Raw genomic sequence first — 15,580 nt, forward strand, 5'->3', positions numbered from 1 at the left:
TTGTTTAAAAATCAAATAATTAGTGTTGTAATTTTACACAAAATTACCAACATTACAGTTCTGTTACTTTGCAGTGATTGACGCGTTTTTTATTTCCCTTAGACTGAAGTTGTAACAAAAGATTTAAAACACGAATGAAATCATATTTCAGAGGGGAGAAGAATCCATGAAAAAACTAGCGTTAGCTTCAGCAATCGCACTATCAGCGATCGCAGTTTCAAGTGCTGCAAATGCTTATCAAGCAGAAGTAGGCGGTTCTTATACTTATACTGATTGGGATGATTTTGATGCAACTCATCAATTTGGTGTAGATGGAACTTATTATTTTAACCCAGTACAAACACGTAATTCACCTTTAAATGAAGCAGCCTTCCTTGACCGCGCAAGTAATGTAAAAGCCAATGTCGGTTATGCAGATAACGATGGTGTAAAAGATACGCAATATGGTGCAGGTATTGAATATTATGTGCCAGGCAGTGATTTTTATGTCAGTGGTCGTGTAGGTCGCGATGAACTTGAAGTAGACAACACACCGATTGACTCTAAAGTAACAACTTACGGCGCTGAAGTCGGTTACTTACCAGCACCAGGTTTATTACTTGCTTTAGGTTTAACAGGCTATGATGCAAAACATGGCGATGATGGCGTAGACCCAACAGTTCGTGCCAAATATGTTACTCAAGTGGGTCAATACGATGCCAACTTTGAAGCATTTGGTGCCTTTGGTGATTTAGACGAATACCGAGTTCGTGGTGATTTATACCTAGACAAAACTTTAAGTGTTGGTGCTGATTACTACAACAATGACTTAACAGAACGTGATGAATTCGGTGTTTCTGCTAAGAAATTCTTAAATCAAAATGTAAGTGTTGAAGGTCGTGTTGGTTTTGGTGACGACTATAATACTTATGGTGTACGTGCAGGCTACCGTTTCTAAGCCGCATAGATCACATATAAAAAAACCGCTCAACATGAGCGGTTTTTTTATTTTTATATCAAATCAATGCATTAAATGCAAAATTCTAAGTTGTAAACTTACATTTCCATTAAATTGATTTTTATCTAGTTCATAAACAAGATGAACTTTTTCTTGTGTAGAATCAAACTGAAATTTATCTCGTGCATTAAAAGCAATCGCATCAACACATCGTCCATCTTGTAAAGCGACCTTTAACTTCAAATGCACTTCTTTTAGCCAACGATGCTCCACGACCTTAAACTGACCTTCAAAAATTGGAGCAGGAAATTTATGCCCCCAAGGACCTAAATTTTCTAGCAAATTTACAGTGTGGATTTGAAAATCTTGCACAGCTAATTCGCCATCTGTCCATAAAGTTGCTTGAAATAACTCAGCATCAGATTGGGCAATGAGTTGATTAAAAACTTGTTTAAATTCTTCAAAATGCTGTTTTTTGATCGTCAAACCTGCTGCTGCTGCATGACCACCAAAAAAACTGACCAAGTGAGGATGCTGTTCTGCCACTTTTTCAATACAGTCTCGAATATGAATACCATCAATAGAACGTGCCGAACCTTTGATATGAAGCCCATCTTTATCTGCTGCAAAGACGATACTTGGTCGATGGAATTGTTCTTTTAAACGACCCGCCACAATCCCAATGACCCCTTGGTGCCAGCTTTCTTCAAACAGCACCAATGCTGCCGGCAGGTTTTGATGATCCAGCTGCAATTGCTCAAGTGCCTGCAAAGCCTCTTGCTTGATTTGTGACTCGACCTGTCGACGCTCAAGATTCAAATCATTTAATTGTTGTGCCAAAGCATAAGCACTTTGCATTTCGGTTGCTAACAAACACTCAATACCAATATCCATAGTTTCCATACGTCCAGCAGCATTGATACGTGGACCAAGAACAAAGCCCAAATCTGATGCTTGTAACTGGGCAGGATCTCGTCCTGCAATATCCAATAATGCACTGATGCCAACACGGCACTGATTTTGCTGAATCCGCTTTAATCCTGCATCAACCAAAATTCGGTTGTTATAGTCTAAACTTGCAACATCAGCATAAGTACCTAATGCAACCAAGTCTAAATATTGCGACATTTTTGCAGTGGATTTGGCTAACTTTGCACGATAACTACTTAAATTTGCCAGTAAATAAAATGCAACGCCGACACCTGCCAAAGCTTTACTTGCAAATTCACAGCCTAATTGATTTGGATTGACCACCGCCTCTGCTTGTGGCGTTTCTTTTGTTGTTAAATGATGATCTGTAATAATGACTTGCATAGCATGGGCTTGCGCTTGTGCTACACCTGCATGGCTCGAGATTCCATTATCTACCGTGATTAACAAATCAGGTTGATACATTTCAAAAGCTAAATCAGCAATTTTTGGCGTTAAGCCATAACCATATTTAAAACGGTCAGGGACTAGATAATTAACATTCGCGCCCATTTCAGTCAGAGCAAGAATCATCAAGGCTGTACTGGTTGCACCATCGGCATCATAATCGCCAACAATAACGATTTTTTTCTGTGTATCAATTGCTTGATCAATAATTTTAATGGCTTGATCAAGACCTTTCATCGTCGGCGCAAGTAAATACTTTAATTTTAACTCTAGCTCTTGCTCAGATTGCACACCACGGCGTGCCAAAATATCGGCAACAAATGAGGAGACGCCCTGAATGTTTTCAGGGCGTGTGATAAAGGGGCGTTGTTGAATTTTAATTTTTGACATTTACGGCATCAAACGTTGTAAAGTCCAGAGACTATTTTCTTTTTTATAAATCAAGCGATCATGTAATCGATTTGGGCGACCTTGCCAAAACTCATAATGATCGGGTTGTAAACGATAACCACCCCAAAATTCTGGTTTGGCTAATTCATTTTGTTGCTCAACCTGATCATGTAAGTCTTTAAAGCGTTGTTGTAATAACTCACGGCTTGCAATCACCCCACTTTGTGGCGTACTGATATGTGCTGCAATTTGGCTGTCACGCGGTCGCTTATGATAATAGTCTGTTGATTCCTGTTCAGAAATCCGAGTCACTCGCCCACTAATACGAATTTGTCGCTCTAATTCAGACCAATAAAATAAAATTTCTGCATAAGGATTTGCAGCTAAATCTAGACCTTTTTGGCTGTCATAATTGGTGTAAAAATCATAACCATCTTGCGTTGCACCACGTAACAAAACAGTGCGTACATGCGGACGACCTTGACCGTCCGCAGTTGCCAGTGACATTGCATAAGGTTCATGAAGATTTGCATTTAAAGCAGAGTTAAACCATTGAAGAAATTGCTCATGTGGATAGATATCCACATTTTCCTCATGCAGTTCATCTTTTTGATAAGTCAGACGCAGCTCACTTAAATCTTTAATTACATCACTCATGAACTTTCCTCTTTTATATTAAGCGTTAGCGTTTTGACGTACTTGATCTGCCAAATGGTTAGCTAAATCAATTACTTCTTGCTGATCATCGCCTTCAACCATGACACGAATAACAGGTTCAGTCCCTGACTTACGAATCAAAATACGACCACGTCCTTTAAGTTTTGCTTCAACTTGATCAAATTCTGCAACTAATGCAGGAATTGCAAAAGGATCAAACATTTGCTCTAAACGAATATTCACTAAAACATTCGGTAATAATTTAAAGTCTGCAACCAACTCATCTAAAGCTTTATCTTGTTCAACCATAACCGTTAATACTTGCAATGCGGCAATGATTGCGTCACCTGTTGTACTCTTATCCAAAGTCAAAATATGTCCTGATGGCTCACCACCAATCACCCAATTATTTTCTTCAAGATTTTGTAATACATAACGGTCACCCACTTTGGCACGTACAAAAGGTACTTGTGCTTTTTCTAAAGCGAGTTCAAGCGCCATATTGCTCATCACTGTACCCACAATCCCAGCAGGTTTAGTATTGGCTTGAGTCGCTAAGATATACAAAATGTGATCACCATCAATCAGGTTACCATGACGATCGACCATAACAACACGGTCAGCATCACCATCAAAAGCAATCCCAAGATCAGCTTGATGTTCAACTACAGCAGCTTGTAACTTTTCAGGATGTGTTGAGCCACAACTTTCATTAATATTTAAACCTGTTGGTTCATTATATAAAGCTATAACTTTTGCACCCAACTCACGGAAAACAGCAGGTCCAACGCTATAAGCTGCACCATGCGCACAATCCACCACAATTTTTAAATGGCGCAAGTTGTAATGATATGGGAATGTTGATTTACAAAACTCAATATAACGTCCATTTGCATCATTGACGCGCACACTTTTTCCTAAGTTTGCATTATCATCAATGACTATTTCATTTTCTAATTCTTGGTTAATCGCTTCTTGAATTGCATCAGGTAGTTTTTTACCTTCACCAGAAAAGAATTTAATTCCATTATCAAAATATGGATTATGTGATGCCGAAATCACAATACCTAAATTGGCATGCAAAGCACGTGTTAAATGTGCAATTGCTGGCGTAGGTAATGGTCCAAGCAAATGCACATAAACACCCGCAGCATTTAAACCTGCTTGTAATGCAGCTTCTAAAATATAACCAGAAAGACGTGTATCCTTACCTAAAACAACAATAGGCTTAGTTTTTGGACTGATTTGCTTTAATACTTTTCCTGCTGCAAATCCTAGTTTTAATGCAAATTCTGGGGTAATTGGGAGTTCACCAAATTTGCCTCGAATCCCGTCTGTACCAAAATAACTCATTTTTTACCCGCTTATTTATCGTGTTGTTTAACAGTTGATTTTCAATCGCATTACTTTACACCAAAATAAAAAAACCGCCATAAAATGGCGGTTTTAAAATGTAAAATTACACGAAAATATTAACCAACACGGTAGTTTGGCGCTTCTTTTGTAATTGTTACATCATGTACATGTGACTCAGACATACCTGCTGCGGTAATTTTTACAAACTTCGCATTTTGACGTAAATCTTCGATTGTTGAAGAACCTGTATAGCCCATAGATGAACGTAAACCACCCATCATTTGATGCACGATATTGCCCATTGGACCTTTGTACGGTACACGACCTTCAATACCTTCTGGTACTAATTTTTCAGCGCCCGCTTTTGAGTCTTGGAAATAACGGTCAGCAGAACCTGTCGCACCTGCCATCGCACCCAATGAACCCATACCACGGTATGCTTTATAATAACGACCTTGGAAGAATTCAACTTCGCCAGGTGCTTCTTCAGTACCTGCCATGAGTGAACCGACCATGATTGTACTTGCACCTGCACCAATCGCTTTTGCCATATCACCAGAGAAGCGAATACCACCATCTGCGATCAATGGAATTTGATCTTTCAATGCATTGGCAACAGAATCAATTGCAGAAATTTGTGGCATGCCAATACCTGCAACAATACGTGTTGTACAAATTGAACCAGGACCAATACCCACTTTAACCGCATCTGCACCTGCATCAAGCAATGCCAATGCTGCATCACCTGTTGCAATGTTACCGCCAATGACTTGAACTTGTGGATAGTTTGCTTTTACCCAACGCACGCGCTCAATTACACCTGCAGAATGACCATGTGCAGTATCAACCACAATCGCATCGACACCTGCTTCAACCAATGCTTCTACACGGCTTGGTGTTTCAGCACCTGTACCGACAGCGGCACCAACACGTAAACGACCGAAATCATCTTTACAACTGTTTGGATAAAGTTCAGCTTTACGGAAATCAGTGACCGTAATTAAGCCTTTAAGTTCGTTGTGTTCACCAACCACAATCACTTTTTCAATACGATTTTTTTGAAGAAGTGCTTGGATGTTTTCTTTAGACTCATTTTCACGTACTGTAACTAAACGGTCTTGACCTGTCATGATATTGCTAACAGGTTGTTCAAGATTGGTTTCAAAACGTGTATCACGACCTGTCACGATGCCAACCACTTTGCCATCTTTAACAACAGGTACACCACTGATATTGTTTGCTTGAGTAATCGCAATCAATTCACGTACAGTTGTTTCTGGTGTTACAGTAATTGGGTCTTTCACCATACCTGCTTCAAATTTTTTCACACGGCGAACTTCTGCTGCCTGAGCAGAAATGTCCATGTTTTTATGCAGGATACCGATACCACCATTTTGCGCCATTGCAATCGCCATACGTGACTCAGTCACAGTATCCATTGCTGCTGAAACCATAGGAATATTCAGTTGAATGCCGCGGGTAAGGCGTGTCTTTAGAGAGACATCTTTTGGGAGGACAGTAGAATAGGCAGGGAGTAATAAGACATCATCGAAGGTAAGGGCTTCTTGAACGATGGTCAACATAACAGTCTCGCTGGTAATTTCCGTGAGCTATTATATACAAATTTCAGTTTAAATTTCATTTTTTATTGTGATGAATTGCTTTATTCTTGATTAGATCAATTTTTTCAACCACTAAGAAAAATCAAAATGGGCTTTGAATATAAAATTTTAGTCAATTTAACACCACAACAATCCTTAGAACTTCATTGAATTTAGACATTCTAATAATGACAATCCTAACTGGAGACCAAATTTAAATTTATTGTTTGAAAATGACGTTATCTATATTTGTAATAATTCAATCACACCAATCTGGAATGATCTACAGCTCATAAAAAGTTATCTTGAACAGCATGATTTAGTATATTGACTATTTGATTATTCAGAATAAATTCAAACGACATTTATTTTGAAGTATAGGCAAATGCCATTTTATGCCTCTTGGAATCATAAAGAATGAGCCTTAAATCAACAAAACGATATTGAACATTCAATATTTTAGCTGTTTCTATTTCACTCATTAACCGATTATTTTTTGCTAAGGCAAAGTCACTGGTCAAATACACATCATCTGCAAGCAAATTAAAAGTCATCAAAAGACCTCATCCTTTAACAAACTTGGTCATAACCATCATCATTACTTGGTAATACAGGTTCAATTTCAACCAATGGAATTAAACCATGTGCAGAACGTGCTTTATTACACTGTGCATCACCTGCTTGAACTTCTTTACAGCTTGAACTGCGTTGTTCATACATTGTGCAACTCACTTGTTGCCCAATTTCACCTGACAACATCACACAACGTGGATTTTTTTGATTGGTACCTTTCATGCATGAATAGACAGGCGTTAATTCATCTACCACACCTTCAGGCATAATTTCACCTTCTGCCCAATAAAATGAAACCCTGAAAAAGGCGCAACACGCCCCACAGCTTAAGCACGCATCCTGTGCTGAGATTTGAGACAACATATTTTTAAAATTCTCGCGGTCAAAAAAACCTCCTTCATTTTTTAGTCATGAAAGAGGTTTCAAAAAATAAATCAGAGTTTTTACAACACATCAAAAAGTGGCGATCTATCCCGTTTTAAACAAATATAGATCACAACTCAAATGAGGAAAAAATCCATTGTGTAATACAAATCCTAATTATTTTTTTTCTTCAACTCAATATTTTTTTCTAATTTTTTGTTCATTTATTGTGGGTATGAAAATACCATTTCATCCATCAAATCTATGCCACATTGCAGATTTTCAATCCAATCCAAAAATTCATTAATCATCGTTTTACCTACAAAAGGCGTTCCATGTTGCGGCACGATCATTTCAATATCCATTTGACGCACCATTTTCACCCAAAGACGAATCACACGATTTGAACACATATAACGCTGATGAAAACCTTTCATTGTGGGAATATGTGCTGCAAAATTATCAATGGGTTTCGAAGCATCTTTCACCATAGATGCCCCCATATCACCAGAAAATAAAATTTTGGAAATTGGATCATAAAATTGAAAGTTTCCAACCGAATGTAAAAAATGTGCAGGCACAGCAATAATTTGACATTCGCCTAAAGAAATCGCAGCTCCTTGATCAGGTAACTCAACTAAGCGCTCTAACCAACCACCTTTCATACGATCACTCATAAATGCAGAGTTTAAATGTGGTAAAAAACGTGCCCATAATTTTGAAGCAACCACTTTGGCATCGGTATAGACCAACCAACGCGGCATAGAGGTAATAATGTCAGGGTCTTGGTGCGATGCCATGACATAATCAAGGTTTTGTAAACGTGTATATTTATTGAGTTCCATGGTGAGTGGAACATAAGTCAAATCACCCCCCGGATCTAAAACCGCAGCACGCTCATGATCAAGAATCAGAAATTGATTGGCTTGTACCCCCTCTCCTTTCACCAAACTGGTAAAACTAATACATTTATGCGTACCGTTATCAAACAGCACTTGCGATGTTGTACGATCCAAAGCCATATCCAACCCCAAAAAAATTCTTTAAATAAAATCGTTTTTTAATTTAATATTCACAATATAAGTAGTTTAACAAAGTTACAATACATACACATAAAACTTTTATGGATTTATTTTTATTTTAAATTTTCCAAAAAAAAGCTCAAACTTAATTGAGCTTTTAATCTATTCATTTTTAAATTAGAAGAAATAATGTTGTACCAATGCAGCAACACCAATCACCAAGAAAATTAATGCACCAATTTTATGAATTAATGAAATTGGAAGTTTATCCGCCAATTTATTACCAATAAATACTGCAGGTGCATTCACTAACATAATCCCGATGGTTGTACCTAATGTCACCCAACCAATACTGTCAAAACGCGCAGCTAAAGCAACAGTCGCAATTTGGGTTTTATCGCCAATTTCAGCCAGAAAGAACAACACAAATGTTGCGCCAAAAACACCATATTTTTGCCATTTATTAATACTTTCAGATTCATCATCCAACTCATCTGGAATCAGCATCCAAGCTGCCATCGCAATAAAACCAAGAGAAACAATCCACAACAAAACAATTGGACTTAAAACAGTGGTAATCCATTGTCCAAGTACAGCAGAAACACCATGATTCACCACAGTTGCTAGAAAAATAGCGATAAGAATCGGTACAGGTTTACGAAAACGTGCAGCAAGTAATAATGCAAGGAGTTGGGTTTTATCACCCATTTCTGATAAGGCAACAACCACTAAAGAAATAAGAAAGGCACTAAACATGTCATATTCTCTGGCTAGCAATATTTACCGATGACTTACCCCTCCTGCTAGCCTAGATGAATAGTTGCCTATCCAATGCAGAGTGATAAATCAAAGGTCTTGCCAACAAAAGAAACTGAATCTTCAGTTAAATTGGTTCTTTGCTATGATGACCATGTTCTGTTGAACAATTATGTTGACCATCACCTATTCACAAAAATGTGAATAGCGGCTACTCCCCAATGAAGTGTATGACTATATTAATCTGCTTCTGTTTTATTTTCAATGAAATTCAGCTAAAGCGATTTTTCTTGAGTATACCTATAAAAAAACCTTGCCGAAGCAAGGTTTTTTTATTGATTTTTAAGGCTAAAGTTACAGCAAAATATTACGAATATCTGCCAATAGCTTGGTCAGTTTATTGGTAAAACGCGCCGCATCCGCACCATTAATCACGCGGTGATCATAAGACAATGACAACGGTAACATCAGTTTTGGATCAAAACCTTCACCATTCCATACAGGTTGCATGGTCGCAGGTGAAATGCCCAAAATTGCCACTTGAGGCCAGTTTACTAAAGGTGTAAATGCTGTACCACCAATAGAACCTAAGCTGGTAATAGTAAAGTTCGCACCCTGTAAGTCTTTTGGTGAAAGTTTCTTATCACGGGCTTTTTTACTGAGTTCACCCAGTTCAATCGCAATTTGCTTAATTGATTTTTGATCAGGATTACGCAGCACAGGAACAGTAAGACCGTCAGGTGTTGCAACAGCAATGCCCATATGGATTTCGTTACGTAATACAACTGACTTTTGATCATCTGCCAAATGACCTGCAAAGTACGGTTCTTCTTTCAACAGGAATGCCACCGCTTTAGCAATGAATGCCAAAATCGTCAGGCTGATACCATCTTGTTTGAATTTACCTTTGAGTTCACCACGCCAAGCTTCAAGCTCAGTGATATCTGCCAAGTCAAACTGAGTCACTTGTGGAATGAAATTATTCAATGACAACTGTGGTACAGACACTTGCTGTAAACGAGTCATTGGTGCAATTTCACTACCACCAAATGCACTAAAGTCTGGTAATGCTGGCAAGCCTGAAGCAACAGGAGCAGCCACTGTCTGAGCTGCTTGTGGCGTTGTCAATTTCACTTTCACAAATGCGAAAACGTCTTCCTTCATGACACGTTCATGTGGACCTGAAGCTTTTACTTCCGCTAACACCACGCCTAATTCACGTGCAAGTTTACGTACTGCTGGACCTGCATAGACTTTGGAGTTGGCTGCATTTTGTTCTTTGCTTAACTTATCTGCGCTGTGTGTTTCAGATGCTGTTTGAACAGGAGCAACTGCTTTCGGTGCTTCAACTTTAGCAGGTGCTTGTGCAACAGGTGCAACAGCTTGACCTTCAGCCTCAATGGTCACTAAAGCAATACCTTCAGATACATTTTGCCCCAAAGTGACATGAATAGCTTTAATGGTACCTGCTGTTGTACTCGGTACTTCTACCGTTGCTTTGTCTGATTCAACCACAATGATGCTTTGGTCTTTCTCAACCTTATCACCTACTGCAACTAAAATCTCAGCCACCGCTGCTTTATCTACACCCAAGTCAGGAACTGCGATTTCAACAGCACCTTTTGGCGCTGCTGCCACAGGTGCAGCAACTTCAACTTTAGCAGTTTCAACCACAGGAGCCTTAGCTGGTGCAGCAACAACTTCATCTGCGACAGGTGTAGCTGATGCAGTTTTCACTTTCAGTAATACAACACCTTCTTTAACACTATCGCCAACTTGGATGATCACAGCGTCAACAATACCTGCAACAGTACTTGGTACTTCAACAGTCGCTTTGTCTGACTCAACCACCACAATGCTGTCATCTAGAGCAATTTCATCACCAACAGCAACTAAAATTTCAGATACTGTGGCTTTTTCAACACCAATATCAGGCACTTGAACATCAATCACTTGCGAAGATGTAGCTGCTACAGGTGTTTCAACAGTTTCTGATTTCACTTCAGCAGCAACGGCTTGTGTTGCTGTTTCTACTGGTGCTGTTTCAGCAACAGGCGCTGCCGTTTGACCTTCAGCCGCTAATTCGATCAGTACAGCCCCTTCAGCGACTTCATCACCTTGCTGAACTAAAATACTTTTCACCACACCTGCCGAAGTGCTTGGCACTTCAACAGAGGCTTTGTCAGATTCTAACAATACAATACTGTCATCGACAGCAATCGTATCACCCACTTTGACCAAAATTTCAGCCACTGTGGCTTTATCTACGCCAATATCGGGAGTCGTAATGTGCATAATTAGTTCTCCTCTTTATAGTCAGCAACAGCATTGACTGAAGGTGTTGCTTGAGGTGCCCAAGCCACAGGACGGTCGGTTTCTAGTTCAAAGCTAACAATTGCATCTTTCACTAAACGAGGATTCACTTCGCCTTCATCAGCAAGTTTCTTCAAGGTTGCGACAACAATATGAGCTGCATCAACACCAAAGTAACTACGTAATTTTGCACGTGTATCAGAACGACCATAACCATCTGTACCTAATGCCACGAATGGGCGGTTATCAGGTAAATATGCACGCACTTGTTCACTATAAGCACGCATATGATCCGTTGCAGATACGATAATACCTTTGGTATCACGTAATTGTTCAGTGATCCATGCTTCCTTCTGTTCTTCGGTCATTGGATGTAAGCGGTTATACTCTTCACATGCCATACCATCACGTGCCAATTCGTTGAAGCTTGTTACACTCCATACGTTTGCATGAATTTGATATTCTTCACGTAAAATTTTCGCTGCTTTAATCACTTCACGTAAAATGACACCTGAACCCATCAACTGCACAGTAGCTTTGTCATCTTTTTCAAATAAGTACATACCACGCTTAATGCCTTCTTCGGCATTTGCAGGAATCGCAGGATGTTCGTAGTTTTCATTCATCACAGTTAAGTAATAGAACACACGCTCTTGGTTGACATACATGCGTTTTAAACCATCATGCACAATCACTGCTAATTCATAACCAAAACATGGATCATAAGAAATACAGTTTGGAATCGTGTTCGCCAGAATATGTGAATGACCATCTTGGTGCTGCAAACCTTCACCGTTCAGCGTTGTACGACCCGCAGTTGCACCAAGTAAGAAACCTTGTGCCTGTGCATCACCTGCCGCCCATGCAATATCACCAATACGTTGGAAACCAAACATTGAGTAATACATATACATTGGAATCATTGGTAAGTTATTGGTTGAATAACTTGTACCCAAAGCAGACCATGCACTCATTGCACCTGCTTCGTTGATCCCCTCTTGTAGCATATGACCGTCTTTAGCTTCACGGTAATGCATTAACTGTTCTTGGTCTTCAGGGGTATATTTTTGACCATGTGCGGCATAAATACCCAATTGGCGGAACATACCTTCTAAACCAAATGTACGTGCTTCATCAGGTACAATTGGAACTACACGGTCTTTAATCGCTTTTTCTTTCAGTAAAGATGAAATCAAACGTACCATTAACATGGTGGTCGACTGTTCTTTACCTGCAGAGCCTTTCAAAACTGCATCAAAAACTGATAATTCAGGAATCGCCAATTGTTCGCTTTCTTTACGACGTGCAGGCAAATAACCACCCAATGCTTCACGACGCGCCTTCATGTATTTTAATTCAGGCGAGTTTTCACTTGGACGATAGAACGGAACTTCTTCAAGTTGCTCATCAGTAAATGGTAAGTTAAAACGATTACGTACATATTTTAAAGATTCAAGCTGCATCTTTTTAATCTGATGCGTTTTATTCACCGCTTCAATCTCTTCAGATAAACCATAACCTTTCACTGTTTTCGCTAAGATAACAGTTGGTTGACCTTTAGCAGTCATCGCTTCGGCATAAGCTGCATAAACTTTATATGGGTCATGACCACCACGATTGAGATTATCAATATCTTCATCGCTTAAGTTTTTCACCAGCTCTTCTGCTTCAGGGTAGCGACCAAAGAAGTGCGCACGTGTATATGCACCACCTTTTACTTGATAACGCTGATAATCACCATCTACCGCTTCTTCCATAATGGCTTTTAAAGCGCCTGTTTCATCTTTCGCTAATAGCGGATCCCAATGACGACCCCAAACGACTTTGATCACACGCCAACCTGCGCCACGGAACAATGACTCAAGCTCTTGGATAATTTTACCATTACCACGCACAGGACCATCAAGGCGCTGTAAGTTACAGTTCACCACCCAAATAAGATTATCGAGTTTTTCACGACCTGCGAGTGAAATTGCACCTGTACTTTCAGGTTCATCCATTTCACCATCGCCAAGGTAAGCCCACACTTTACGGTTTTCTTCTTTGATTAAACCACGGTTCATCAAATACTTTTGAATGTGTGCTTGATAGATCGACATGATCGGACCAAGACCCATTGATACCGTCGGGAACTGCCAATAATCAGGCATTAAATACGGATGTGGGTATGATGGTAAACCCACGCCATCCACTTCACGACGGAAATTATTTAAATGCTCTTCAGTCAAACGACCTTCTAAGAAAGAACGTGCATAAATACCAGGAGCACAGTGTCCTTGATAATAAATCATGTCACCACCAAAGTGGTCACTGTTCGCACGGAAGAAATGGTTAAAACCGACATCATAAAGCGTTGCAGAAGAAGCAAAACTTGCCAAGTGACCACCAAGATCATCACCTGTTTTGTTGGCACGTAGCACCATTGCCAATGCATTCCAACGAATGAGCGCACGAATACGACGCTCCATATCTGCATCGCCTGGCATTGCAGGAGTTTCTTCCACAGGAATGGTATTTAAGTAGGGGGTATTTAATCGCTGAATAGGAACATGCTTAGAAATCGCTTGCTGATAGAGTTTTTCTAATAAGAATGCAGCACGCTCAGTTCCCATATGTTGCAACACAGAATCGAAGGCATCTTGCCACTCTTGTGTTTCTTGAGCGTCGGTATCACCATAATACGCCATATCCCATCTACTCCTTGAACTATTTTCTATATCTTATATGTATCATGTTTTAGGGGTGTTAAGTTATCGTTACAAATGAATGTCGATTGTGAGCATTATTTAGTAACTAAATACTTAGTGACTATTTAACACACAAAGAAACAAAAAACCGCCAATTTAGGCGGTTTTTCATACAATATAGATTTATTTTAATGATAAGCTTTTAGTCTAGAAATACATTTTGCTCATCATGTAAGGCTTAAGGTAGCATTGCTAAATAAGTTGATGGATTGCGACGTTGACCATCTTTTACAACTTCATAATGCAAGTGTGGACCTGTACAACGACCTGTACAGCCGACATTGGCAATATGTTCACCTGCTTGTACTTGATCGCCTACACGAGCAATTAAACGTGAAGCATGTGCATAACGTGTGATATAGCCATTACCATGGTTGATTTCAACATATTGACCATAACCTGTGCCCCAACCTGACTTGGTTACAATACCCGGACCAGTCGCATAGATTGGTGTTCCACTTGGTGCAGATAAATCTAAACCTGAATGATTTTCAGCACGTCCACCCATAGTGCGTCCACCATAGTTTGAACTCACGCGCTTCATATCAGGTAGCGGATGCGTAATTAACCATGAATGTTGAGAATTTGCTGAGTAATTTACTCTAGATGAAGATGAAATTGCGGCTGAACCATATTTTTGTGCAATCGTTGCATTGTTGAGTTCAACTGGTTTTTCATTTGATGTACGCAAATGCGGTTGGAATGTTACGCTTCCTGGAATATCCATATCGTCAGGATGAGTATATGAGCCTTGAGATACGGTGGTATGAGATAGCGTCTTAGAAAGTTGCTCTAAGCGATCTGGAGCAGATGTATTAGAAGCATCTAATTGGACTAAATCTGCGAATGCAACCGATGCAGCAGAAGCCGCCAAAGAAAATGCCAATAAAATACGTCGCGAATGCATAAAAACCTCTTTTAACTGTTCTTAATCAAGTTCCTTGAGTGATCTCGTCCTTGATATCTACTGAAACGAGGGCTTAAGATAAGACATAACTATGTAGGAAAAATGTATGTCTGAACCTAAAAATCTCTTTCATCAAACAAGACAACACGTAAAAACAGGAAACTTATCGTTTCTTAAAAAGCAAGTTGCCGAATGGCAAAAACTCACTAAGCTAATCCAACCTTTGCTACCTCAACCAGAAGTATGGCAGGTTGTCTGTTATGAACATGGTATTTTGACCATCACCGGTGAAAATCAAGCCATGATTAGTCAACTCGGTTATCTTCAAAAACAATATATTTTTCAATTGTCACAATTAGAAGAATTTCAAAATCTAAAAAAATTGCAAATTAGACTACGTGAAAACACAGAAAAATCGACAATTCCTCAAAAATCTGTTCAATCCCTCACACCAGAAACACAAGAAATGTTGCAACATGCTGCTAGTTTTGTGAACGACGCTAAGCTTAGCCAAGCTTTGTTACGTTTGGCAAGCAATAAAAAGTAAACAATAAAATAAAATATTGGATATTGTATTTACA

General features: G+C 39.3%; 13 protein-coding genes and 1 riboswitch. Of the genes, 2 read left to right on the forward strand and 11 right to left on the reverse strand.

The features are described from left to right. Positions 1-166: 166 nt before the first annotated feature. On the forward strand, positions 167-937 hold the full coding sequence (locus HX005_RS02295; protein WP_286376138.1) for a putative porin: 771 nt from the start codon (positions 167-169) through the stop codon (positions 935-937). A gap of 63 nt (positions 938-1,000) precedes the next feature. Here the strand turns inward: HX005_RS02295 and recJ are convergent, their stop codons facing one another. From recJ to HX005_RS02350, 11 genes are all read right to left on the reverse strand, one after another. Then, complete coding sequence (gene recJ / locus HX005_RS02300) at positions 1,001-2,704, reverse strand: single-stranded-DNA-specific exonuclease RecJ (RefSeq protein WP_286376139.1); 1,704 nt, start codon at positions 2,702-2,704, stop codon at positions 1,001-1,003. Beyond that, on the reverse strand, positions 2,705-3,361 hold the full coding sequence (gene pdxH, locus HX005_RS02305) for a pyridoxamine 5'-phosphate oxidase (RefSeq protein WP_286376140.1): 657 nt from the start codon (positions 3,359-3,361) through the stop codon (positions 2,705-2,707). A gap of 18 nt (positions 3,362-3,379) precedes the next feature. Beyond that, positions 3,380-4,714 (reverse strand): phosphoglucosamine mutase, encoded by a 1,335-nt coding sequence (glmM, locus tag HX005_RS02310; RefSeq protein ID WP_286376141.1) that lies wholly within the window; start codon positions 4,712-4,714, stop codon positions 3,380-3,382. 119 nt (positions 4,715-4,833) lie between these two features. Next, positions 4,834-6,300 carry an IMP dehydrogenase gene (guaB, locus tag HX005_RS02315; protein WP_107007268.1) on the reverse strand — a complete coding sequence of 489 codons (1,467 nt, stop codon included), beginning with the start codon at positions 6,298-6,300 and terminating at the stop codon, positions 4,834-4,836. A 383-nt stretch (positions 6,301-6,683) separates the two neighbouring features. After that, complete coding sequence (locus tag HX005_RS02320) at positions 6,684-6,872, reverse strand: hypothetical protein (RefSeq protein ID WP_286376142.1); 189 nt, start codon at positions 6,870-6,872, stop codon at positions 6,684-6,686. A gap of 16 nt (positions 6,873-6,888) precedes the next feature. Beyond that, a complete protein-coding gene (locus tag HX005_RS02325; RefSeq protein ID WP_107009469.1) occupies positions 6,889-7,254 on the reverse strand; it encodes a YkgJ family cysteine cluster protein in 366 nt (121 codons plus the stop codon). A gap of 224 nt (positions 7,255-7,478) precedes the next feature. Beyond that, positions 7,479-8,276 (reverse strand): oxygen-binding di-iron domain-containing protein, encoded by a 798-nt coding sequence (locus HX005_RS02330; RefSeq protein WP_286376143.1) that lies wholly within the window; start codon positions 8,274-8,276, stop codon positions 7,479-7,481. Positions 8,277-8,453: 177 nt separating this feature from the next. Beyond that, on the reverse strand, positions 8,454-9,032 hold the full coding sequence (locus HX005_RS02335; RefSeq protein WP_286376144.1) for a TMEM165/GDT1 family protein: 579 nt from the start codon (positions 9,030-9,032) through the stop codon (positions 8,454-8,456). 88 nt (positions 9,033-9,120) lie between these two features. Further along, positions 9,121-9,264, reverse strand: a riboswitch (yybP-ykoY riboswitch). Positions 9,265-9,386: 122 nt separating this feature from the next. Continuing rightward, positions 9,387-11,327, reverse strand: coding sequence for a 2-oxo acid dehydrogenase subunit E2 (locus tag HX005_RS02340; protein WP_286376145.1), 1,941 nt, complete (start codon positions 11,325-11,327; stop codon positions 9,387-9,389). A 2-nt stretch (positions 11,328-11,329) separates the two neighbouring features. Beyond that, entirely contained in the window at positions 11,330-14,032 is a 2,703-nt protein-coding gene (aceE, locus tag HX005_RS02345) for a pyruvate dehydrogenase (acetyl-transferring), homodimeric type (RefSeq protein ID WP_286376146.1), read from the reverse strand. 238 nt (positions 14,033-14,270) lie between these two features. After that, positions 14,271-14,999: a M23 family metallopeptidase gene (locus tag HX005_RS02350; RefSeq protein ID WP_286376147.1), complete on the reverse strand. Its 729-nt coding sequence runs from the start codon at positions 14,997-14,999 to the stop codon at positions 14,271-14,273. Positions 15,000-15,105: 106 nt separating this feature from the next. Here HX005_RS02350 and HX005_RS02355 point away from each other — a divergent pair, with 106 nt between their 5' ends. After that, a complete protein-coding gene (locus HX005_RS02355; protein WP_107009463.1) occupies positions 15,106-15,546 on the forward strand; it encodes a DUF721 domain-containing protein in 441 nt (146 codons plus the stop codon). Positions 15,547-15,580: the final 34 nt, after the last annotated feature.

Source organism: Acinetobacter sp. R933-2 (assembly GCF_030325485.1).
Classification (GTDB): domain Bacteria; phylum Pseudomonadota; class Gammaproteobacteria; order Pseudomonadales; family Moraxellaceae; genus Acinetobacter; species Acinetobacter sichuanensis.

Bases quoted from the DNA above. Each gene is read 5' to 3' on its own strand.
- glmM (WP_286376141.1), bottom strand. From the start codon at position 4,714: ATGAGTTATTTTGGTACAGACGGGATTCGAGGCAAATTTGGTGAACTC.
- HX005_RS02325 (WP_107009469.1), bottom strand. From the start codon at position 7,254: ATGTTGTCTCAAATCTCAGCACAGGATGCGTGCTTAAGCTGTGGGGCG.
- HX005_RS02295 (WP_286376138.1), top strand. From the start codon at position 167: ATGAAAAAACTAGCGTTAGCTTCAGCAATCGCACTATCAGCGATCGCA.
- HX005_RS02350 (WP_286376147.1), bottom strand. From the start codon at position 14,999: ATGCATTCGCGACGTATTTTATTGGCATTTTCTTTGGCGGCTTCTGCT.
- HX005_RS02335 (WP_286376144.1), bottom strand. From the start codon at position 9,032: ATGTTTAGTGCCTTTCTTATTTCTTTAGTGGTTGTTGCCTTATCAGAA.
- HX005_RS02340 (WP_286376145.1), bottom strand. From the start codon at position 11,327: ATGCACATTACGACTCCCGATATTGGCGTAGATAAAGCCACAGTGGCT.
- guaB (WP_107007268.1), bottom strand. From the start codon at position 6,300: ATGTTGACCATCGTTCAAGAAGCCCTTACCTTCGATGATGTCTTATTA.
- HX005_RS02355 (WP_107009463.1), top strand. From the start codon at position 15,106: ATGTCTGAACCTAAAAATCTCTTTCATCAAACAAGACAACACGTAAAA.
- recJ (WP_286376139.1), bottom strand. From the start codon at position 2,704: ATGTCAAAAATTAAAATTCAACAACGCCCCTTTATCACACGCCCTGAA.
- aceE (WP_286376146.1), bottom strand. From the start codon at position 14,032: ATGGCGTATTATGGTGATACCGACGCTCAAGAAACACAAGAGTGGCAA.
- HX005_RS02320 (WP_286376142.1), bottom strand. From the start codon at position 6,872: ATGACTTTTAATTTGCTTGCAGATGATGTGTATTTGACCAGTGACTTT.
- pdxH (WP_286376140.1), bottom strand. From the start codon at position 3,361: ATGAGTGATGTAATTAAAGATTTAAGTGAGCTGCGTCTGACTTATCAA.
- HX005_RS02330 (WP_286376143.1), bottom strand. From the start codon at position 8,276: ATGGCTTTGGATCGTACAACATCGCAAGTGCTGTTTGATAACGGTACG.